Origin of the sequence: Rothia amarae (assembly GCF_042677725.1) — a bacterium.
Classification (GTDB): domain Bacteria; phylum Actinomycetota; class Actinomycetes; order Actinomycetales; family Micrococcaceae; genus Rothia; species Rothia amarae.
The window spans coordinates 79790-101306 of record NZ_JBHUCN010000008.1 but is presented as its reverse complement, the minus strand read 5'-3'; the positions used below and the strand labels follow the sequence as shown (position 1 = coordinate 101306).

16 protein-coding genes are annotated in these 21517 nt (G+C 51.0%); 8 read left to right on the top strand and 8 right to left on the bottom strand.

Going from position 1 to position 21517, the window contains the following annotated elements; translation table 11 throughout:
* Nucleotides 1-41: 41 nt before the first annotated feature.
* Complete coding sequence (locus ACFR81_RS03995; protein WP_145177399.1) at nt 42-1520, bottom strand: solute carrier family 23 protein; 1479 nt, start codon at nt 1518-1520, stop codon at nt 42-44.
* Nucleotides 1521-1738: 218 nt separating this feature from the next.
* On the opposite strand from ACFR81_RS03995, the gene ACFR81_RS03990 reads away from it, so the two are divergent.
* Nucleotides 1739-2077, top strand: a complete 339-nt coding sequence (locus ACFR81_RS03990) for a DUF2218 domain-containing protein (RefSeq protein WP_343874494.1) — start codon at nt 1739-1741, stop codon at nt 2075-2077.
* An 82-nt stretch (nt 2078-2159) separates the two neighbouring features.
* Here the strand turns inward: ACFR81_RS03990 and ACFR81_RS03985 are convergent, their stop codons facing one another.
* The gene (locus ACFR81_RS03985; protein ID WP_343874492.1) at nt 2160-5591 is read right to left on the bottom strand and encodes a DEAD/DEAH box helicase family protein; all 3432 of its coding nucleotides are present in this window, start codon (nt 5589-5591) and stop codon (nt 2160-2162) included.
* Nucleotides 5592-6128: 537 nt separating this feature from the next.
* Here ACFR81_RS03985 and ACFR81_RS03980 point away from each other — a divergent pair.
* Together ACFR81_RS03980 and ACFR81_RS03975 are read left to right on the top strand one after the other, a co-directional pair.
* Nucleotides 6129-6428 carry a type II toxin-antitoxin system RelE/ParE family toxin gene (locus tag ACFR81_RS03980; RefSeq protein WP_343874489.1) on the top strand — a complete coding sequence of 100 codons (300 nt, stop codon included), beginning with the start codon at nt 6129-6131 and terminating at the stop codon, nt 6426-6428.
* Nucleotides 6429-6446: 18 nt separating this feature from the next.
* Nucleotides 6447-7535, top strand: coding sequence for a HigA family addiction module antitoxin (locus ACFR81_RS03975; RefSeq protein ID WP_343874487.1), 1089 nt, complete (start codon nt 6447-6449; stop codon nt 7533-7535).
* Nucleotides 7536-7545: 10 nt separating this feature from the next.
* On the opposite strand, the gene ACFR81_RS03970 is transcribed toward ACFR81_RS03975, so the two are convergent.
* The 3 genes from ACFR81_RS03970 to ACFR81_RS03960 are packed head-to-tail and all read right to left on the bottom strand — an operon-like array spanning nt 7546 to nt 11315.
* Nucleotides 7546-8781, bottom strand: coding sequence for a pentapeptide repeat-containing protein (locus tag ACFR81_RS03970; RefSeq protein ID WP_343874484.1), 1236 nt, complete (start codon nt 8779-8781; stop codon nt 7546-7548).
* Entirely contained in the window at nt 8771-9844 is a 1074-nt protein-coding gene (locus tag ACFR81_RS03965; protein WP_343874482.1) for a restriction endonuclease subunit S, read from the bottom strand. The genes ACFR81_RS03970 and ACFR81_RS03965 overlap by 11 nt, the downstream gene beginning before the upstream one ends.
* Nucleotides 9837-11315 (bottom strand): type I restriction-modification system subunit M, encoded by a 1479-nt coding sequence (locus ACFR81_RS03960; RefSeq protein WP_343874480.1) that lies wholly within the window; start codon nt 11313-11315, stop codon nt 9837-9839. The genes ACFR81_RS03965 and ACFR81_RS03960 overlap by 8 nt, the downstream gene beginning before the upstream one ends.
* 177 nt (nt 11316-11492) lie before the next feature.
* Between ACFR81_RS03960 and ACFR81_RS03955 the strand changes: the two genes are divergently transcribed.
* Nucleotides 11493-12233 carry a type IV toxin-antitoxin system AbiEi family antitoxin domain-containing protein gene (locus ACFR81_RS03955; RefSeq protein ID WP_343874477.1) on the top strand — a complete coding sequence of 247 codons (741 nt, stop codon included), beginning with the start codon at nt 11493-11495 and terminating at the stop codon, nt 12231-12233.
* 11 nt (nt 12234-12244) lie between these two features.
* Here the strand turns inward: ACFR81_RS03955 and ACFR81_RS03950 are convergent, their stop codons facing one another.
* Nucleotides 12245-13177, bottom strand: a complete 933-nt coding sequence (locus tag ACFR81_RS03950) for a restriction endonuclease (protein WP_343874475.1) — start codon at nt 13175-13177, stop codon at nt 12245-12247.
* Nucleotides 13178-13284: 107 nt separating this feature from the next.
* Here ACFR81_RS03950 and ACFR81_RS03945 point away from each other — a divergent pair, with 107 nt between their 5' ends.
* The gene (locus ACFR81_RS03945; protein ID WP_377148644.1) at nt 13285-14250 is read left to right on the top strand and encodes a hypothetical protein; all 966 of its coding nucleotides are present in this window, start codon (nt 13285-13287) and stop codon (nt 14248-14250) included.
* A gap of 177 nt (nt 14251-14427) precedes the next feature.
* Here the strand turns inward: ACFR81_RS03945 and ACFR81_RS03940 are convergent, their stop codons facing one another.
* Complete coding sequence (locus ACFR81_RS03940; RefSeq protein WP_151146268.1) at nt 14428-15444, bottom strand: zinc-binding dehydrogenase; 1017 nt, start codon at nt 15442-15444, stop codon at nt 14428-14430.
* A gap of 169 nt (nt 15445-15613) precedes the next feature.
* On the opposite strand from ACFR81_RS03940, the gene ACFR81_RS03935 reads away from it, so the two are divergent.
* The 3 genes from ACFR81_RS03935 (at nt 15614) to ACFR81_RS03925 (ending at nt 18778) form a co-directional block, all read left to right on the top strand.
* Nucleotides 15614-16057 carry a tRNA-dihydrouridine synthase gene (locus tag ACFR81_RS03935; protein ID WP_151146271.1) on the top strand — a complete coding sequence of 148 codons (444 nt, stop codon included), beginning with the start codon at nt 15614-15616 and terminating at the stop codon, nt 16055-16057.
* A 212-nt stretch (nt 16058-16269) separates the two neighbouring features.
* Complete coding sequence (locus ACFR81_RS03930) at nt 16270-17550, top strand: glutathionylspermidine synthase family protein (protein ID WP_068172789.1); 1281 nt, start codon at nt 16270-16272, stop codon at nt 17548-17550.
* Between the two features lie 37 nt (nt 17551-17587).
* Nucleotides 17588-18778 (top strand): APC family permease, encoded by a 1191-nt coding sequence (locus ACFR81_RS03925; protein ID WP_343874466.1) that lies wholly within the window; start codon nt 17588-17590, stop codon nt 18776-18778.
* A gap of 24 nt (nt 18779-18802) precedes the next feature.
* Here the strand turns inward: ACFR81_RS03925 and ACFR81_RS03920 are convergent, their stop codons facing one another.
* Entirely contained in the window at nt 18803-21511 is a 2709-nt protein-coding gene (locus ACFR81_RS03920; protein ID WP_343874464.1) for an FAD/NAD(P)-binding protein, read from the bottom strand.
* Nucleotides 21512-21517: the final 6 nt, after the last annotated feature.

The window sequence follows — 21517 nt, the reverse complement described above, 5'->3', positions numbered from 1 at the left end:
ATTCAACGCTTTTCGTGTACTAAAAGAGACTGCGACAAGCCTTAGATGAAGCTCTTAACGAATCCCATGCCGAAGTAGAGCACGAACGCCGCCGAAACCGCATACATGAGCGGGTGGATATCGCGTGCGCGACCCTGTACTAAGCGGATGAAGACGTAGGAGATGAAGCCTGCGCCGATGCCGTCTGCAATGGAGTAGGTGAAAGGCATCATGATGATAGTGAGGAACGCGGGGATACCCAGGCCCCAGTCAGTCCAGTCAATGTTGATTGCCTGGCGAACCATCAGGAAGCCGACAACAACCAGCGCGGGGGCTACTGCCTCGAAGGGCACAACGTTCACCAGCGGGGAGATGAAAATGGCGATCAAAAAGAGCGCACCGGTGACAAGGTTGGCGAAACCGGTGCGAGCACCTTCGCCGATACCGGTTGCCGACTCCACGAAAATCTGGTGGGAGGAGCTGGACGCGCCGCCGCCCACGATAGAACCGAGCGAATCTACGAGTAGAACCTTGTTGATGTCTTCAATCTGACCGTTTTCGTTCAGCGTGCCGTTCTCCGCTGCCAGACCCACCGAGGTGCCCATAGCGTCGAAGAAAACAGCGAGCAAGATAGCGAAAACAAGCAAGGACGCCGCCATGCCGCCGAGCGTTGTGAACGCGCCAAACATATCAGCGGTGAAGAGTAGGGAGAAGTCCGGTGCGCCAATCCAGTTTTCGGGCATTCCGGGAACCATCAGCGACCAGCCGGTGGGTGAATCCATCGAAGAACCCGAAGGAGCAACGGTTTCCAAAATGATGGAAAGAATCGTTGATGCGATGACGGAAATCAGGATGGCGCCGCGTACGTTGCGGATAAACAGCGCGATAGTGAGGAAGAGCCCGAAGAGGAACACCACAATCGGCCAGCCCATCAGAGATCCGTTAGCGCCAAAGCTGACGGGTACGGTGGTACCTGCGGCATCGGGCATACGACGGACGATTCCCGCGTTGACCAATCCAATCAGTGAGATGAACATGCCGATACCCACCACAATCGCGGTCTTGAGACTCTGCGGGACGGCGTTGAACACAGCCGTGCGGAATCCGGTCAGCACCAGCAGGAGCATGATGATACCTGCCCACACCACCAAACCCATGATTTCGGGCCAGGTGAGATTTGGGGTGGTGGCGATGGTCGATGCCAACAATGCGTTCACGCCCAAACCGGCAGCCATAGCGAAGGGCTGCTTAGCCCAGACGCCCATCACGATGGTGAGTAGACCTGCTACCAGCGCGGTTACCGCAGCAACGCGCTCGGGGCCAAGTGGGTTGCCGGAGGCATCGGGGCCGAGGCCAATGATAAGGGGGTTCAAAACCACGATGTAGCTCATGGCAAAGAACGTTGCGAAACCGCCGCGAACTTCAGACCCAATGGTCGAACCGCGTTCGGTGATTTTGAAATAGCGATCCAGCCCGTTTTTCGGCTTGCCGGGGGCGGGATTGTGTGCGGGTTTTTGAGCCGCGGTGTTCTCAGAAGTCATTCGTTGAATCCGTAGTTACTCTCGATGCTGTGCGTGTGTGAAACGCAAAAAGAAAAGGCCAAGCGTGCAGGGCAACGTTGGCGTAAATTACTCCTCTAAATATACGCGGGTTCGCCGGCGTTCGGTGCCGTGGCGAACGTGATGTGTATTCACCCGTGCAGTTTGGTGTACAGACTTATAAGCTAAGGGTGACCTTACTTTCGATTAAAGGAGTCCCTATGAGCGATTTACCCACTCCCGAATCGTTGGCGCTGACCTCCCGCGCAGAGGTTGCTACCGAGCGTCCTGCCCGTTATGCCAAGCAGTTGGTTTCTCATATGGGGCACAAGGTGCCCGTTGAGGAGATTGAGAACGGTCACAGGATTACCTTTAACCGCGACGGAAATTTCAACGGTTACGGTGACGTCCTGGTGTTTGCCTCTGAGCGCGGCGAGCAGCTCGTCCTTCTCGCCCATGCTGACGACGACGAGCGGCTGGGCCGCGTGGAGGGCGTTTTGGGTCGGCATTTGGAAAAGTTTGGGGAGCGCGACGGCCTGACAGTGGTTTTTGAGCGATAAGAATCGAATGACCGGCTCCGCTCGTTTTGACCACGTATACCTGGTCAAAACGAGCTACGCCGGTCACTCGGTGAGGGAGCGTCTAAATTTTTGCCGCTGCTTCGACTCCATCCAGGACGACGCCGAGCGATTTCGCCCGTTCGTCGCCGAAGACGGTAGCGGGTGTGCCGTAATTCGTCTTGTAAGGAGGCTCAACCAGGCGCTTGCGCGGAACGTAACCAGTGCGTGTGAGTTCATCAATGAGTGTGTTGATGTAATTCATCTGTGCGGTGGTTGCCGTGTTGTGGTGGAGGAAGTCGGCAAAGAGCGAACGCGCAGTTTCGGCGTCTAGTCCTACAAGCGAACGAATCAAAAGACCCAAGCCGCCCTTTGCTTGAGAGGCGTCGGTAATGACTTCTTTCTGGGCGATGCCGGCATCTAAAAGAATGTTCTCTAACCGGGCATAGTCCGGTTCGGTAAGTTTCTCATTGCGATGAACCTTTTGCAGAGCTGGGTCATCGAGGTGTTTTTGCAGGTAGGCGCGAGCCTTTTTCTCAAAAAGGTCTATGTCGGTACCGGTGACGTGCGGAATAATCTCGACCTCGCGTGCTTCGCTCAGGGTGTCCTCGATATCGAGTACCACAGGCTTACGGTGGTCTTTCTTATCCACGTGGCGCACCAGCGAACGAAGCCGTTTGCGCACACTTTCTAGCATGGAAACAGTCACGTTTTCCCACCAGATAATGTCTAGTACCGCAGAAATCATCTCTGCCTGCGCACCGATTTCTGGGATGGAATCAATTTTGCCGTGAAGATCTGAGGCAAGTTGGCGTACATTCTGCGCAGCTTTTTCTAGGAGCGCGGTTTCGCCTTGTAACACGGCAAGCTGGGCGCGATGCATGAGCACGTCAAAGCGTTTAGCGTCGACGTCGGAGCCGAAGATGTCGGTGTAAAGTCCGGCGAGTTCGCTGGCTTGTGCAAAGGTTTCGTCGTCGAGCTTTTCCCAGGCTGCGGCGTCGCTGAATTTTTCCACCGCGCGCAACCGTTGGCGTACTTGCACATTGCGGGGGTCAAGACTGAGCGCGAATCTGTGGAGGCGGTCAGCAATATCAAGGCGGAAGTCGCGCGAATCTTCTGAAATTCCGTTGCCGTCGCCAACTGACCGAATGCGTGAGTCAGCGGCGTCATCCAAGTATTTAACGAGTTGTAATTCTAAATCGAATATTCGCTCGGTCAGCGAAAATTGCTTACTGCCGCCAGCTTCGGGGAGGTCGTGGTTGAAGAATTCGATATTGCCGCACCAGTCGAAAACGTAGAAATTTTCTTTATCTTTGCCGGGGCCAAAAAGGTCTGAGCAGAGGCGGGTCCCGCGGCCGATCATCTGCCAGTACTTCGATTTCGAACGCACGGGTTTGAAGAAGACGAGGTTGACGACTTCGGGAACGTCGATGCCGGTGTCGAGCATGTCTACGGAGATTGCCACATGCGGGGTTTTGGCGGGGTCTGAGAAGTCTTCGATGAGGTCTTGCGCGTGCGAGGTGCTGTGAGTAATAACGGCGGCGAAGCCTGCGCCAAGATTGGGGAAAAGTGCGTTGAAGCGGTCAAGAATGATGTTGGCGTGTGCCTGAGATTTGGCAAAGATAATGGTTTTGCCGAGTCTGTCTCCACCGGCGACTTTGTGCCCTTCGTCCATGAGGTTTTTGAGGACTTTGTCGATGGTGTCGAGGTTGAAGAGGTACTTGTTGATATCGGGTGCTTCTACGCTTTCGGGGATTTCACCTTCGCCCCAGTCTTGTTCGTCCCAGGCGTCTTTATCATCTTCCGAGAGGTCCTCGTAGTGTACGCCTTCGCGCAAGAAAAGGGTGTCTCGCACCTTCGCCTTGGGCGGTACCAGATAGGGCGGTTCGTTATTGACTGCCTGCTCCAACGTATAGACGTCGGTGGGCACGCCGTCCTCAATTTCGAAGAGGCGGTAGGTGTTGTGGGCAATGTCGTCTTTGGGGGTTGCCGTGAGCCCCACTTTGAGGGCATCAAAGTGGTTGAAGATTTCACCGTATTTGGCATAAACGGAGCGGTGGGCTTCATCGATGATGATGAGGTCAAAGTAGCCAGGCCCGAATCTCTGTAACCCATTTTCGTCGCGGGCATTGATGAGGTTGAGCATGGTGGGGTAGGTACAGGTGAACACGCGCGCGGTCGAGTTTTTCTCGGTGAGAAGGTTAGTCACGGGCACCTGGGGGAGATGCTCTACGAGCACCTTGGTTGCCTGTTTGACGAGCGCGGTGCGGTCTGCGAGAAAGAGCACGCGTTTTGCCCAGCTGGCTTCTTGGAGGAGCTCGATGAGTGCTGCAGCAATGCGGGTTTTTCCGGTTCCCGTTGCCATCACGAGCAGGGCGGAACGCTTCTTGGAGGTGAAGGTTTCGGCAACCGCGGTAATGGCGTGAATTTGGTAGGGGCGACCAGCAATTTCAGTGTTGATAGGACGTGCGGCAAGCGGCTTGCGGTCGGTGCGGCGGGCGATGGCGAGGCGTAGCTCGTCTTCGGTCAAGAAACCGGCGACTTTGCGGGCTGGGTAGTTGGAACCTGGGTGATCGTCAATGATCTGGTGCTCGTATCCGTTGGATACGAAGATGATGGGTCGCAGTCCGGTTTTTTGTTCTAGCGCGGTGGCGTAGAGCTGTGCCTGGTGGATCCCTGTGTTGGAGCTTTTGCTGGTGCGTTTGGCTTCGATGATAGCGAGCGGCTTGCGGTCTGAGCTCCACAGAACGTAGTCAACCTTGCCTTTACCGCTGGGGTTAGTTGAAGCGGGGAGACCTTCCACCGGGTATTCACGGACCTCTGGCGCATCGGGGTTCCACCCCGCCTCTCGCAGCAGAATATCGATGTATTCGGTGCGGGTTTCGCTCTCTTTATAGTCGTGGGTGTCTTTGACCTGTTTGGTGCGCTGTGCCTCGGCGATTTGTGCTCGCAGTTCGGCGATTTCGCGGTCTTTTTCCGCTGATTCTTCAGCGCGTTTGAGGTCTTCTTCAGCGAATTGTTCTTGGAGTTTTTGGAGCTGTGCTTTGGTGCTGTGGTGGGCTTGGTTGGCGTGGGCACGCGCTTCTGCCTGCTGGCGCAGGGCGTTGAGGTTGAACTGTGCTTGCTGGGGAACATCTTCGGGGTTTGCCGAGGAGTGCAGGGCCGCCCAGATGAGCAGGTGGAAGAGCTGTTCGACGGTCACGCCGGCGTCGCGTGCGGTGAATTTAATGTTGGTGTGGACTGCTTTGTTGCCTGCCAGGCGGATGATATCTGCTTTGGCTACGAGGTCTCGCCCTACCAGCCTGTTGAATTCGGGGGAGTTGATGCGGGCGGCGAGTTTGTTGTCGTAGGGTTCGGGCAGGTTGTTGACCGTGTAGAGGTGGTCTACGAGGAGTTCGAGGGCGCGCCGGGCGTAGAAGAGGGAGCTGGTGGGGTCGGTGAAGATGTAGTGCTCGGCACGACGCGCGGGCTCCGCCAGGGCGGGGAGCGTGGAGGAGAGGAAGGCGAAGTTGGTCATGGGAGCCTCGTAGTCGATGCGGAGGATGTGCGCTAAGGTACACGGTTCGGGTTAATCGTACAAGGATGAGGGTATGTTTTCAGGAGTAATCGTAGGTTTAACGCAATAGAACCTGCCCTTGGTGCCATTAAGGCGAAGTAGGGCAGGTTCTCCTTAATATTTAGCTCTATATCTTTTGTGTAATAGAGGTAGCAGGATTAGCTGACGCTGCCTTCTGAGTAATGAACTTACCCGTACTAGCTGAACGATTTACTGAACGAGAGTTTTTGGTTGTTCCTCCTATTCGTTCAACAGTAGTTTTTGCAGGAGCTCGTTTTGCATACGATTTGGTGACGAAACGGCCGGTTCTAGCACTGCGAGCGACTGTACGGCTTTTGGCCATGGGTCAATCTTCTTTCTTGTAGGGGATTTAGTACTTGTTCACGAGTGTACATAGTAATAGAACTTAATGCAATCCATGAATCTATGAACACGAGATATATTAGGATATGCTTGTTGCATGTCTAGAGTGGATACTTTGCGCCTTAAGGGTGAGCAATGCTGATTGAGTACCTCAACGATGAGTTGCGGCAGTTGGCAGAAGATAGCTCTTACAAGACAAAACGTTTTCACCCTAACCTTGTGAGGGCTTACCGTAAAAAGTTAGACATAATTATCACTGCTCCAAATGAGCAATCGTTGCGTAGCTTTAAGTCACTCCGTCTGGAAAAACTTCAAGGAGATCGGGATGGGCAGTATTCAATTCGTCTAGATAGTCAGTTCAGACTGATTCTTAGGTTTAAACGAATAGAGCCCCATAAGGTTGCTGTTCTCATCGAAATTGTTGATTATCACTAGATTCACGGAGGAAATATTATGAATATCGCACAGGCTTTCCCCGTTGGTGAGCATCTGGCGGATGAACTTGAAGCTCGAGGTTGGTCTCAGGCGGAGTTCGCAGAAATTATCGGACGTCCGGTTCAGTTTGTCTCTGAGATTATTAGCGGAAAGCGGGAACTGACTAAAGAAGCGGCTGCCCAACTTGCTAGCGCATTCGGTATGGATGCGGAGCATTGGTTGAATCTTCAGACCCGCTATCAGGTGTGGTTGCAAGAGCAGGATTCCGAATTTCAGAAGAGCCTTTCTACAATTGAGCGAAAAGCACGCCAGAGGGATCTTGCTCCGGTAGCTTTGCTTCAAAAAAGAGGAATCATTTCTAGAGGGTCCTTAGATGAAATTGATCGCGAGTTGATGGACTTATATGAGATTTCTGATTTTGGGTTACGAACAAGATTTGCTTTGGCAGCGCGAAAGAATGATGTTGAAGAGGAACTGACTGAGCTTCAGCTTGCTTGGGCTTTGTCCATTCGTAAAAAAGCCAAAGAGTACTTCCACGCATTTGGTGAGTACAAAGAAGATGATTTCAGGGGTGAAGTAGAAAATTTAGCTGAAATTTCACTTGTACCGGAAGAATTCGAAGGTCTTCAAAACCGTTTTCATCAGGTAGGTGTCGGACTCTTTTATGTAGAGAATTTTCCTGGAGCAAAGATAGACGGTGCTTGCTTCATGCTGGAGGGGCATCCAATTATTGGCTTATCAGGGCGTGGAAAACGCTTGGATAAGGTGCTATTCACTCTTTGCCATGAAGTGGGCCATGTCTTGAATGGGGATATCTCAGAGAATTCTTTTATGGTAGATGAAAACATCGGCGGTGGAGAGTCTAACTTGGAAAGCCAAGAGATGGAAGCTGATGGGGTAGCCTCTAAACTCATTTTGAAGAATCAGAATCTGGATTTGACTCCCGCCAATATTAGGTCTGAGTGGGTGAAAAAAGAGGCTGAACGAATTGGTGTTCATCCTATTGTGGTTGTTGGGCGGCTCCAGAACGAGGGAAAACTCGACTGGAGAACTGCTTTGGCAAAGAATGCTCCGAATGTTGATATGTATATGAGTGCCTGGAAGTAACTCTCTAGCTTTAAGCTATTGATTTTTCATCAGTAATGATAGTTTCAAAATTTAAAATATCATTTTCCATGGAGAGCAAGATTTCCTTATTCGATTTGTCAATATGAGCTTTGTTGAGCTCAATTTTACTAGGGTATTTGCTGTCAACTGTTATTTGATCTAAATTTTTTATCCCAAATAAATTTGATTCATTTAACTTTACTCCAGTCAAATTAGCTTTTTGTAGATTAGCATGTCCGAGATTGGTAAAGTTCATATTGCAGGCAAAGAAATTCGCTTTTTTTGCATTAACATCCCACATATAAGCAGAGCTAAGATTAGACAGAGAAAAATTTGCATTCTCCAATTTTGCCCAACTCAACCTTGCTTCATGTAAATCAGATGAACGGAAATCATAGCCTGAAATATCTTTCCCGGAAAAGTTAAGATTACTAAGATAAAGATAAGAAAAATCTTTAGTGCCTGGATACTGAAATTCTGATTCTAATGAGTATGAAGAATTGAGAATATCATTCAATATGGAATTTAAAGAATTTGTCTCGGCGCTTGTTCTTCTGAAATCGTCTAATTCTTCGTATTTATTTTTTTCATAGTCTAGAAATTTATTTTCTGCAAAAATAATTTTTATTATGTATTTCTGCTGATTTTCTCGCCTTTGTTCAATCATTTCATGATTATTCGATAGAATGCCCCAATCTTTATAGAGACATGCTAGTTCAAAATAACTACTCATTCTTATCGAAGAGTTTATGTCAAATCGATTTGAAATAATTTTATGCAATCGGTCATTTAAATCTTTTATCAGTTCCCGCTCTGATTTTTCCTTCTCGTTTCTTCTTTGTTGCTGTATTTGTGATTCTGAGATTTTGAATTGTTGGTCTAATTGTTCTTGTTGTTGCTGTATTTGTGATTCTGAGATTTTGAATTGTTGGTCTAATTGTTCTTGTTGTTGCTGTATTTGTGATTCTGAGATTTTGAATTGTTGGTCTAATTGTCTATTTGTGTTATAGGTGGATATTATTGCAGTACAAATCGCTCCTGATGCGGCTAGTAATGCCGCTACTGTTACGCCTGTAGCAGTAATTCCTAACTGCCAGCTCACGCTTGTCGAGTCAGCTAGATAAGCTGCGCGTGAAGCGGCAAATATTCCAGCTCCTATTAATATAATTGAAATTATTATGAAAGATATAATTATTATATAAATAGTTGGATGTTTTTTAATATGTTCTTTTATTTTATTTAACATTAGTTATATTTTCAAACTTATTTTGTAGGTCTATGGGGGGTAAATGTATTTCAATATTCTGCAGTTGTCCCATGGATACTCTGGATCTGGTTTGCCCATGGAATAAAGTGGATAGTGCGTTGATTGTGGTATCGCTATTTAAAAGATGAATTAACCATTTTTTGTTAACCAAATTAAGGTTTGGCCTCATTCGTATACAGTCTGCTTTATTTATCGAAATATGTAAATAACTAGGAATTTCTGTAGCCCTAAGATTGGGATTGCCTAGAGTGGCTATTATAATATCGCCTGGGGAGCAGGTATATTTCTTAAGCTTTTCATAATGGGCTGGAGATATAAAGACTTTGTCGCTATTCTTGAATTCATCCACCCCGATATTTTGAAGACGAATAACTCTTATGCCATTGGTTTGATAATGTTCGCTTTTTAGATTTGATCCAAATGGTCCATCATTAAACTTTAAGCTCAAATCTAATAATTTGTATCGAGGATACTCGTTATTTTTCTCAAAAGGATTCCCAAACATTTGATGAAAAACTGATTTTTCGAGCTCACTCAGAAGCTCGCGCTGGCGGGCACGTTTCTGTTCGATGAGGAATTGGAGATGTTTCTCTAGTGCAAATTTTTTCTGATTTTCTAGTGATGGCAATTCAATTGGTAAATCCTCTATATCTTTCCGATTTACCTGGATGAAAGTAGCTCCACGCGCCTTTGAAAGAAGCAACCTCTCAACGGTTGGCAACCAATACCAAAGAAATTGAGCATCTAACTCAGGAGTAGGTCTTAGTCCCGCGACACCCCTACCTAAACAATATTCATCATCAGCCCAAACCTTTGCACCAATAGACGCTCTAATGCTGAGAATAATGTCTCCCACTGCAGATAAACGGGTCGGTTTAGTGGTGTACTTTGCGACAGAAACACCACCACGCTTATCAAAATCTCCGGCTCCAGCGATGAGCGGATATCCTCTGTGTTCAGTGTTGTAAGTATCTCCTTTGGGTGCTTGTCCCATAATGACTTCACAAACATCCCCAAGCTTCACCGTTCTAGTCTCACTCAACCCCCATCACCTTCTTCAACTGCTCGATGTGCTCGCCGATTTCCTTCTGAGTCTGCTCAAGCTCGGCAATGATTTCTTCGGGGGAGCGGTACTCCACCTCTTCAAACTCAATCTCCTTATAGCGGTTCAAAGAGAGGTCATAACCCTGCTCGCGAATCTCCTCAACAGGAACAGCGAAAGATTGCTCGGTGCGTCCTCGCTCCCGCTCCGCACCGGCACGCTCTTTCCAGCGCTCTAAAACATCAGGCAGGTCGTTCGCCTCAACCGGGTTACGCTTATCGTCCAAACTGAAACCATCGGCGCGAACGTCATAAAACCACACCTCATCGGTGCCACCCGAATTAGTCTTCGTAAAGAACAAAATCGCCGTAGACACACCCGCATACGGCTTAAACACACCGCTGGGCAACTTCACCACAGCATCCAGCTTCTGCTCTTCAACAATCGCCTTGCGCAAATCCTTATGCGCCTTTGACGAACCAAACAAAACGCCGTCCGGCACAATCACCGCCGCGCGTCCACCCGGCTTCAGCAGTTTCAAGAACAAAGCCAAAAAGAGCAGCTCAGTCTTCTTGGTCTTCACCGTGCGCAGAAGCTCCTGCGACGTCTGGTCATAATCCAAAGACCCCGCAAACGGCGGATTCGCCAAAATCAACGAATACTTCTCCGCGTCCCCTGAAGCGCCCTCGCTCAACGAATCACGATACTCAATCTCCGGGTTCTCAATACCGTGAAGAAGCATGTTCATCGAACCAATACGCAACATGGTCGAATCGAAATCAAAACCGTGGAACATGCCGTCATGGAAATGCCGCTCCACCGTAGAATCAGCAAAAATCTCCGGCTTCTCCTTGAGCAAATACTCAGCAGAAGACACCAAGAAACCAGCGGTACCGCAAGCAGGATCGCAGATAATATCCGAACCCTTAGGGTTCATCATGCGCACCATCAACTCAATAATGTGGCGCGGCGTGCGGAACTGGCCATTCACACCCGCCGAAGCAATCTTCGAAAGCAGATACTCATACAGGTCACCGTTTGTATCGGCATTCTCCATGGGGATATCGCTGAGCTGATCCACCACCTTAGTGAGTAGCTGCGCCGAAGGAATCGTAAAGCGAGCATCGCGCATATGAAAAGCGTGCGTAGACTCAGCACCACCCACACGGCTGGCGTGCGAGCGCATAAAAGGGAACACCTCGTTGGAGACCAGCTCAAACATATTGCCCGGCGCTTCATTCTTGAAGTTCTGCCAGCGCAAGTGCTGCTCATCGGGGCCGAAAATCGGGTGCTTGACCGTCTCCCCTAAGAACTCGGCGTCTTGCTCTTTTTCTCTCTGAATGTCATCAAGACGGCGAATAAAAAGCAGGTAGGTAATCTGCTCGATAACCTCCATAGGGTTAGAAATGCCGCCGGACCAGAACGCATCCCAAATGCGGTCAATCTTATTCTTGATGTCACCAGTAATCATGGGCTGATTATATCGGGAGGGGGAGCGTGCCCGCGTTCTCACATGCGGAGATTTACCAGATTGCTTGAATATGGCATTTTATTGCGAGTATTGAAGATTATTGAACGCTGCTTCAACTGTAACATCTAAGTGTTACAGTTGAAGCAAAATATTGTTACAGTTCAAGATGACGGTGTTATGAGAGCTTCTGATGCACTAGAAACCATGGAACTCATTGGCGCCTCCCAATGGGGTCTAATTACAACGCAACAAGCAGCTGCCGGCGGGGTGGAACGTATATGGCTTTCCCGCCTTGCTCAGCAAGGAACCCTCATAAAAGTTCGTTACGGCATTTACGCGCTGCCTTCCTCTATTCACGATATCCATCAAGAAATCCACGCCGCTTGGATTTCAACCGACATGAAGCGCACTGCTGCAGAACGGAAAAAAGATAAAAACCCCGTCGTCGTTTCCCATCTATCTGCTGCAGAAATCTACCGTCTCGGCGACGTCCTACCTTCTAAATTTGAGCTAACCAGCGTGGCGCGTAAACAAACCTCGCAAAAAGATATGAAGATTCACCAGGCCGAATTAGGTGACGACGACGTAGATTTCATAGATGGTTTGCCAATAACTTCGGTCGAACGCACATTGATAGACCTTGCCGAAACGGTGAACGATTTAGACCACTACGCAGAAATCGTGCGAGACGGAATCGCCAGTAGAAAAGTAAATATCGTTCGGTTTATGGGTAGATTGAATGCGGCTGCCCGTAAAAGAGGTTTTAAGGATGGCGCGGCCTTCTACAAACACCTGAAAGAGTTAGCTCCTCCGGGGGACGAAACTCAGCAACTAGCCCAAGAACTAGGGACCTACAGCTCGGTAGATGTTGCTCGTCTTGTAAACTTTTGGGGCATGAGAGGGCGTGCTCGGCGCTAAACCTTTCAACCTTATGCAAGCTCTTCGAAATAATCCTCATCTAGTCTGACCACCTCATAGGTGTGCGCAACCTGCACCCCCACTTTGTACTTAATCATCAGAGTGGTGAGGCGTTTGCCGTCAATTAACACAATTTTCTGATTAGAGTTCACTACAGCTGCATCAATCGCATCTTTAGTAAAGCTGCTGGTGGTGATGAATACTCCAGATTTTGAGCCATGGATTGAAAGCGCCCCGCGAAAATCGCGGATAGCACCAGCACCTACAGAGTTACCTTTCCCGTAACGCTTAGCCTGAATATAAACTTGGTCTAGGCCAAGAGCGTCCTGATCTATGACACCGTCGATGCCGCCGTCACCAGTCTTGCCTAGAACACTTCCCTTGCCTTCGGCACCGCCGTAGCCCATGGCCAAAAGTAAATCCACCACCGTTTTTTCAAAGAAACTGGGATCAACTGTATAAAGGCGATTTAATAGCTCATTTGTTGTTTCCTCACGAATAGTTTTCATCGCCTCCCCAATTTGATCTTCCGGGGTTCCTCCGGCGACTTCAATCGGTATCGGTGGAAGTTCTTTTTGCACACTGTTTGACTCAGGAGAAGGCAGAAGTAATTTTGTGGCTTCAGAGTAGGAAAGCACTTTACTCGGATTAGCCAGATGCCATGCTCGTCCTTTATCACTAATTTGATAGACACCGCGGGCAGTGCGCTTCACGAAACCGCCTTTGTAAAGATTGAAAACGGTCCAGTCCGCTCGATCGAATGCTCGCGAAGTGCCAGAGTCAATGCGTTCGGCCAACGCTTCTTCACTGAGACTTGCGAGCTCCACTGCCTTTTGCATGAGAACCCGCTTTTGAACAGGCTCATTGGCCTGGTCTAGAACAGCCAAAATATGAGGAATGAAATAAGGCCATGGCGGTACAAGAATCTTTGAATTTTCAGGCATGAGACCATTATGCAACGAAAAGATTGGTTCCAAGATAAAGCGATTCTTTCCATATAAAATTGGCGCGGCGTCCCAGGTTGCTCCGATACAGTTTTTATACTTTCTGTATGAACTCGTACTACCAGCATTCCCCCCAACAAAATGTCCCTCAGCCTAAAAATTCAAAAGCTGTAGAACGTATGAAAAAGCTTCGGTTAAAGAACCCCGAAGCAAGTCCTGAGGTTCTTCTGGGCAAAATAGAAAAAAGTTTTATTAAGAATATTTCACTTGAAGGCGGCGGAAAAGCTGTAATGGGTGCAGCTATTCGCGTTGTTACTGATAAACAAAAATCCGACGTCCGCAACGTTGGTCGAGCTGCCAAAGGTGGGGCATCCCAAGTTGCTGATCTTGGGGTAAAGAAAATCATGGAGCGTTATATTATGGCCAGTGCCCTGATATATGGGCTAAATCCTATGAACGCTGACCAAGCTTTTTCACAGATTATGGGAGAAAATTTTGAGAATTATCTCTCTGGGTCAAAGAAGGTGGATAGTGAAGATAGAGCTCTCTTCGTCGCTGTCAAGGTTCTCATAAGCCGATCCAAAAAAATACCAAAAAACAACACCGATAAATATTTAGCTTCCGCAGCTATCCTCGCCGATGCAACGAGAGAAGCTTATAGAAATATTTCAAGTCAAAAAAGATTTGCTCAAAATTTCGTTGTTCTTATGCAAGAAAACTTGGGAACCCCTCCTGATGAGTTTCCACCCTTACTTTTCATTGACTTTGAAACTGAAGCAGAGAAAAAAACTGCTCAAGATGAGAACCACGACTCTCGATTTAATCCGCTGGTGAATAATGCCCGAAAGGTAACGACCAAGGTCAAAGAAGTCCTTCCTTCGCGAACCTCTACGGGTGAACAATCAAGGTTGAAAGAGACAAGAAAAATTGAGAAATCTATTCAAAAGCAACGCAAAGCCGCAGAGAAAGCCCAAAATAAGGCAGATAAAGCTCAGGTGAAAGCGGACAAAGTTCGCTTACAAGCTGAAGAAAGCATTCTGAAAAGAAAATCCTCGAATAACTCAACGGAATAGTTTTTCTACCTTGATTATTTCAGAGGTAATCCATCTATGGATGATGCAGGCTTGACGCCTCCCTCCGCCCATCCCCCTACACTTTAAAGGTGAATGACCGGCTCCGCTCGTTTTGACCACGTATACCTGGTCAAAACGAGCTACGCCGGTCACTCGCTGAGGAAAACAGGCGCTGCCCTACATCTCAACCACAATCTTGCCGGGTTTCGGCTTCGGCTGACCCTTGATTTTGCCCGCTTCTGCCAGTTCTAGTGCCTGGTCAGTATCTTCAAATGCAAAAACCGATCCGACGACCGGGCGAATTTCACCGGATTCCAGAACAGGGCGGTACTCTTCGAGCTTGGCACCGTCGGCGTGCATCAGCAGGAATTTGTACTGCACGTTGAGCTTCTTCGCGGCGGCGCGGGGCTTGCGGCTCATTGCAAACATCAGCGGCTTCAACCAGGGCTTGCCTGCCGCCTCAGCCAGCGACGTATCGGGCGGCCCCACCACGCTCACCAGCGTTCCCCCGGGCGCCAAAACTTTCATGGCGCGCAGGGTCTCGTCGCCGCCTAGGGTATCGAGCACTACATCGTATTCCCTCAGTGCCAGTTCATAGTTTTCGGTACGGTAGTCCACCACGACGTCGGCACCGAGTTCCTTGGCAAGCTCGACGTTGGGGGTGCTCACGGTGGTTGCCACGAACGCGCCCAAGTGCTTTGCTACCTGAATCGCGATGGAACCGAGACCGCCGGTGCCGCCCTGAATGAAGACTTTAGACCGTGGCCCCACCTTGGTTTTTTCGGTGAATGCCTGAATCGCGGTCAGCATGACCAGCGGAATTGAAGCTGCCTCAACCATCGTGAGATTAGCCGGCTTGAGCGCAACGTCGTCTTCATGCGCTACCGCAAATTCGGCAAACGTGCCCATGTATTTCTCGCTGGGACGTGCGAAAACTTCGTCACCTACCGAAAAACGCGTAACGTCCGAGCCAACCGCGCTGACGGTTCCGGCAAATTCGTTGCCCAGAGTAAAAGGTGTTTTCTGTGGGAAGAGCAGTTTGAAGTCACCGTGAGCGATCATGATGTCTACGGGATTTACACCGCTCGCTGCTACTTTCACCACGATTTCGTGGGCACCCGGCTCAGGAATGGGGTGCTCGTTCCACTGCATCTGTGAAATATCGCCGTATTGGGGAACCTGATAGGTTTTCATCGTTGTATTCCTTCGGTTTTCGTTCTTGTTACAGAATGCAACACAACAGAAGCAAATATTCTTCCCGCAGAACGTATCTGTTCTCATGTAATACTTGCGCCCTCACAGTTTCCACCGCCTACAATCGAAGTAGGTTGAACTGCCCTCCCCTCACTCCAGAAAGGCTCCGATGAGTGCTACCGCCCGTAAGTCTTCCCAGACCGTGGCTATTGGCGCGGTAACTGCGCTGGCTGTGACGCTGACCGGTTGCTCATCAGAGGACGAACAGGAAACGGATGCTGAGTACGCGCAGATTTGCGTCAATCAAGATACTCAGGAGCGTGTTGACGACAACCAGTGCGATGACCATACTCATTCGCATTCGAATTTTGGGTGGATGTGGCTTCCGTTCTTTTTGGGTAATAATCGCGCTAATACCATCCCCGCTGTGGGTGACAGAATTTCCTCGAACCAGCAGGCCACGCGCGAGGATCCGCGTAAACGGGATAGGTCGACTACCACGGTAGGAACTGCCGGAGGCTCGGTGTCAAAAAATAAGAACGGTAAAACCTCGGTCAAGTCTGGGACGTCTCGCGGGGGCTTTGGCTCTAAGGGCGGCGGGTCCGGTTCGTAAGGGTTTATACGGCAGATTCTCTGACAGCTGGCGTAGCGTGAGGCAAGCTGGTTGGGATGAGTTTGCCGGATGCGAGCTAGCGAGCATATAAAAGGCAAGCGAATTGGACAGTGCTAGCCTTTCGTGAGCCAGGCGAGAAGGGTTACTTGCCGACGCTACGTCGGCTGAAAGCAACAGCCCTCCATAAATCCTCTATTCTTCTAAGGAGCCACATGGAACGTATTTCGATGATCCCGCGCGACGGTTGGCAGGAGACCATCAAGCGCCAGGGCTTGGTCTATAACGATGCTGTTAAGGATGGGCGTACCGTCCATTATTGGAACGAGAACGCCGCTTATCAGTTCAGCATGGCGGAAGTTCTTCATTTGGAGAAGGTCACCGATAATCTGCACCGTATGAGTTTGGAAGCGGCGCGTTTTTTGGCGGCTGAGCAGCGTAATCCCGGTTCGCCGTTTGCGCAGATGGGTATTTCGCCTGAGGGTCTGGAGTACGCTATTGAGTCGCTGAACCGTAATGATCCTGATTTGTATGGGCGATTTGATTTGGTGTATTCAGACTCCTCTACCCCTGCCAAGATGCTTGAGTACAATGCCGATACTCCCACCGGTTTGGTGGAGGGTTCAATCGTGCAGTGGTATTGGTTTGAAGACATGTTCATCAACCGGGGTAAAACCGGGTACGACCAGTGGAATGGTTTGCATGAGGCGCTGGTGAATCGCTTTGCTAAGTACCGTGATTCGCTGCGCTACGACGTCCATACGAACCCTAATCCGAAGCTTCACTTTGGGTATACGGCGCTGGACGATTCGGGCGAGGACGTCATGACTGTCGAGTACCTGCGCGATTGCGCCATCCAGGCGGGGTTTACCGCCCGAGATGCTCTCGGCGAGACAATCTATGATGCCAACAACAACCCGCTCCCGATGGCTCAGCGCATTGAAATGACTCAAATCGGTTTCAACTGGGACACCAACCGGTTTGTGGACGAACACGATGAACCGATTGACCACATCTTCAAGTTGTATCCATGGGAAGACCTCATCAGCGAAGAATTCGGTGAGCCCCTCAGCGATACGCAGCCTAGGGGCTGGATTGAGCCGGCGTGGAAGATGTTCCTTTCAAACAAGATGCTTTCGGCGGCTCTCTGGCACATTTACCCCTACCACGAGAATTTGCTGAAAACTTTTGTGGACGCGCCGCGCTTCATGGACGAGTACGTGAAGAAGCCCCTGCACGGTCGCGAAGGCGACAACATCGAGATTCATACCCCTACCCAAAGTATTGTGCAGCCTGGTCGCTATGGCGGCGAGGGGTACGTCTTCCAGGAGTACGTGCAGATTCCTAATTTCCAGGACGAACAGGGCCGCCCTAACTATCCTGTACTCGGTTCGTGGGTGGTCGACGGCGAATCGTTTGGCGTGGGAATCCGCGAATCAGACGGTCCTGTCACCGACTATTACTGCCGCTTCGTCCCCAACATCATCAAAAACTAAACCGCATTCTCAGCCCGCCCTCTAGCGAAAGCACCCCATGCTCGACACTAAGCACCTGTTTCCGATTACGCTCTCTTCTTCTGCCCCGGCATATTCGGCGATTGTGACGGCGCCGATTATCGTGAGTATGTGTGGGCTGTGGTCGATTGGTATTTACCTGGTTGCTGCGGCTCTTTCCTGGTACGTATCGACAGCTTATGAGCGCAATACTGCGGTTCGCCCTGACCGCGGCACCGTGTACTCGTGGAATACCGGTGCGTTTGCCTGGCTGAATGGTTATGCGCTGGCGGTCACCGGCATCGTGGCAACCAGTGGGTTGGCGTATGTGGCGGCAATGGGTCTACTTTCGCTCTTCGGAGTATTCAGTATGACGGCGGCGCTTATCCTCGGTGCGGTAATGATTGCTCTGGCTCAGGTGCTCAACAACATTTCTTTGAAAGTCACTAGCGTGGTGCAGATTCTTGCCCTCATTGCGCATATCGCTGCGGGTATAGCGCTGATTGTGCTGATGTTCGTTGCTGACCAAGCACCTATCCAGCCCGCTCTGACCTTTGCAGGAATCATTGAAGGGTTGCTCATCGCGGTTTTTGCTTTCTGGGGGTTCGATACAGCTTTTGCGCTCGCAGAGGAGTCCGACGCCGGTGCGCCCAAGACTGCCTCACGGCTGGCGATCATCACCATGACCATCACGTTCGTGCTGGTGGCAGTGGTTATTTCGCTTTACGGCATCGATGCTGTGGTAACCCACCCGCTGGTCGTTATCGCCGTCTCGCTCTCTGCCGTGATGGCGCTGGGATCGACTCTGCTTCCGACTGTGCGCGGCGTCGAGGCAATGGCGGAGAAGCACGACCTACCCAACCTCTTCGCTCACGGGCTCAAAGCGGAGGTCACCACCGCCGTCCTGTCTATTGCCATACTTATGCTGGTACTCCTCAATGAGGGGTTCTTCTATGACCTCATTGACTGCCTCTCCATATTTGTAGGGTTCTACTATGCCGGAGCAATCTTTGCTCATTACCGTAACGGTGGTGCAAAGAGTGCGCTGGGCATGTTCGTCCTCATGCTTGCGGTGACTCTTGCGGCGGGTATTTACATGCTGACACCAAACTACGGCAATACTGTTTTCGGGTCGGTGTCAGGCGTGGCAGTGCTTGGGGGTGCGTTGGCGGTGTTAGGCGTCCTTCTTTATCTGGTGAACCAGGCAGTAAAACCCGCTGCCCACAAGTAACACCTTTTACCTCGTAGCTCCTCGTTAGCTGATGTCGCCTCGGTCGATAGCGTCGAGCGTCAGCTCCCCGGCGTGTGCCACCAGGTTTTTGGCCAGTGGGATCTGGTGGGATGCTGACTCAAGAATGTGCATAAAGTACCCGGCGGTATTGGGAAAAGCAATCAGGTCGCCTACCTGCACCCCCTGGGGGAAGAAGATAGGACGGCGCATAATCACCTCATCTTCAATGCAGTAGGCACCTACGAGGAAACCTTCATAGGGTTCGCTTGCCGCCGTCTTTCCCAGAGGGATATGCACGGGGTCCACGAGATAATCGTCTGAGGTGGTTCGCAACTGAGTACGGTTCATTTCCAGCCCCACCAGCGGTAGTCCGTCGCTACGCTCCTTGACGAACGCGACTTTGGCAATAATCGCACCGCATCCGTCGAGCACGCTACGACCCGGTTCTACGTGCAAACGTAAGCCTAACTCGCCTACTCTTGTACCGGCGGGGGAATCGAGAATTTCCTCTAACCACTGCTCCCGCACGGGGCTCTGGTGGAAGGGGTAGAAGTTCTTGAGCGGGTCGGCTTTCCAGGTAAAAGGTGCGATATCACCCTGGTTTTGTGCGTGCAAAGCCTGCTTGAAGTTATCCCACTGGTCGGCATCATCCAGATAGCTCATGGGCACTCCACCGCCCATATCGATGAACTCAGGGGCATGCCCTGCTGCGCGCAATTCTTCGATGAGGTCGGTTGCCTCGTGCAGCGCATCAATGCGATCTTGGGCGCTGTAACCATGTAAATGCAGATGCAAACCTGCCACCTGCACATGCGGGTGCGGTTGGGAGAGGTAGGCGAGCCAAACTTCTGACCGCTCACCAAAACGCGTGGGCATAAAACGCTGGGGGTCTGGCGCTAGACGAGGTGCAACCCGCACGTCACTATCACCGGCAAGCGCGATAATCCGGTCAAATTCTGCGCAGGTATCAACGGAAATCGTCACGTTATTATCGATTGCTAACTGCAGTAATTGATCGGTCTTGATGGCGGCGGAAAGGATGATGCGTTCGCCGGGCATACCGGTTGCTAGAACCTGAGATAGTTCGCGGTAACTTGCTACATCTACTCCATGCCCTTCATCGCGAACACGTTCCACGAAAGTGAGTGCTTTGTTGGCTTTGCGTGCGAAGAATATGCGAACGTCCACGCCGTGGTGTTCTCCTGCTTGGGTGAGCTGGCGGCAGTTGCGCACCAGCGGGTCGGAGTTGAGAATATTCAGCGGGCTGGCGTATTCATCGATGGCGTGCTGGAGCTGTTCGGGGTGGTGGAAGAGGTCTTCTGCCCACGGTTCTAATCTACCGGTCAGTGGGGGGAGTCCGTAGGCTGTGGAATCCCTGTGCAGCGCGCAAAGAGTTTGGACCCAGCGGGGAATAACGGTGTGCAGGGTTCGTGAGAGCGAATCGTTGCCCAGTACAAAAGGTTCGCTCATGCGCCCGGCAAAGGCGAAACGGGTTTGCCCGGGAAGCATACCGTCGGGCTGGATTTTTACCGTGACGGGCGAATCGGTGGGCGCTTGCTCTGGCGCAACATTGTGGAGCACCTGCGCCCCGAGTGTCCCTGGCGAAATTCCGGGTGTTGCCAGGACGGCGTCGACCCAGATATCTGCCGGGCAGCCCTCGGTGGAGGCAAGAAAAGAGAAATCCACCAATCCCGCATCTATCAGAGCAAGAACTTTGCGTACTTGCTGGGTAGGAGGACCAAAAGCGAAAGGCTCCAGGGTACGGGTAAGCTCATAGAATTCTTGACTCTCGGCAAGGTCGCTGAAAGAGACTCGCCGAACAATCGCCGGGTAGAGTTCTCGCCATGCCAAGCCCACAGACTGTTGGGGACGGCGAGGGTTCGCCAGCGAGTGCGCTAATTCGTCGGCGGGATTGCTTGAGGGGGCGAGCATATCCCAGGTGAACTCTTGCCCCGATACGGCGTTCGCTGCCTGAACGAGGAGATTTTTCAGCTCGTCTACTGAAGTGATACGGGGAATTTTCCGCTCAAATTTCTTGAGAATGACCTCCTCTGCTGCGGTGACAGGTTCTGGCTTGACCTGAATGAACCGCCCCGAGCGAGAGGTGGGGTACATGCGGGTCGGCTCCTCACCGCTTGGCTGATACCCGTTGGCAGTAAAACGCCCGCCGCGCCCGGCAGTGAGAGCCAGCATCGCATCAATGGAGGTCAGTGCTGCGCCTCGAATTCCCACCTGTGCCCCTGCGGCGACGCCGGAAAGCCCAGTGAATGGGTCAAGCATTCCCTGGGGATGGATGGCGGGTTCATGACCGGTGGCAAGCAGGACGTGCTCGAATCCCTCTAGCTCCGCCAGATTCTCTACCGCGCGTCGTTCAAACTCTATCGTGCACCGTGAAGGCAGGTTCTCTACAGCATGCTGCCACGAGGCATGAAGGAATTTCCCGACGGTCGCGCGAGCGGGGAACTCGTTGAGCGGCTCTGCTTCACCCAGAACTTCGCGCCGGAAGTTATCCAGTGTGCCCAGGGCAGTCCGAACCGCTGAGGACCGTACGTTGATGACCAAATCGTTTGGCTGGTCTATAGAGTAAGCGGCGCCATAACCCAGCGGTCGAGGATCAAAAACAGTGATGTGGAAACTGAGATGATGTAGCAGACTTGCTCGGTTGAGCTCCTCCACCGCCCACAATCCGCGCGGGCCGGCACCTATTATGGCGATTGAAACTGAGTCCGTCATGGTGTC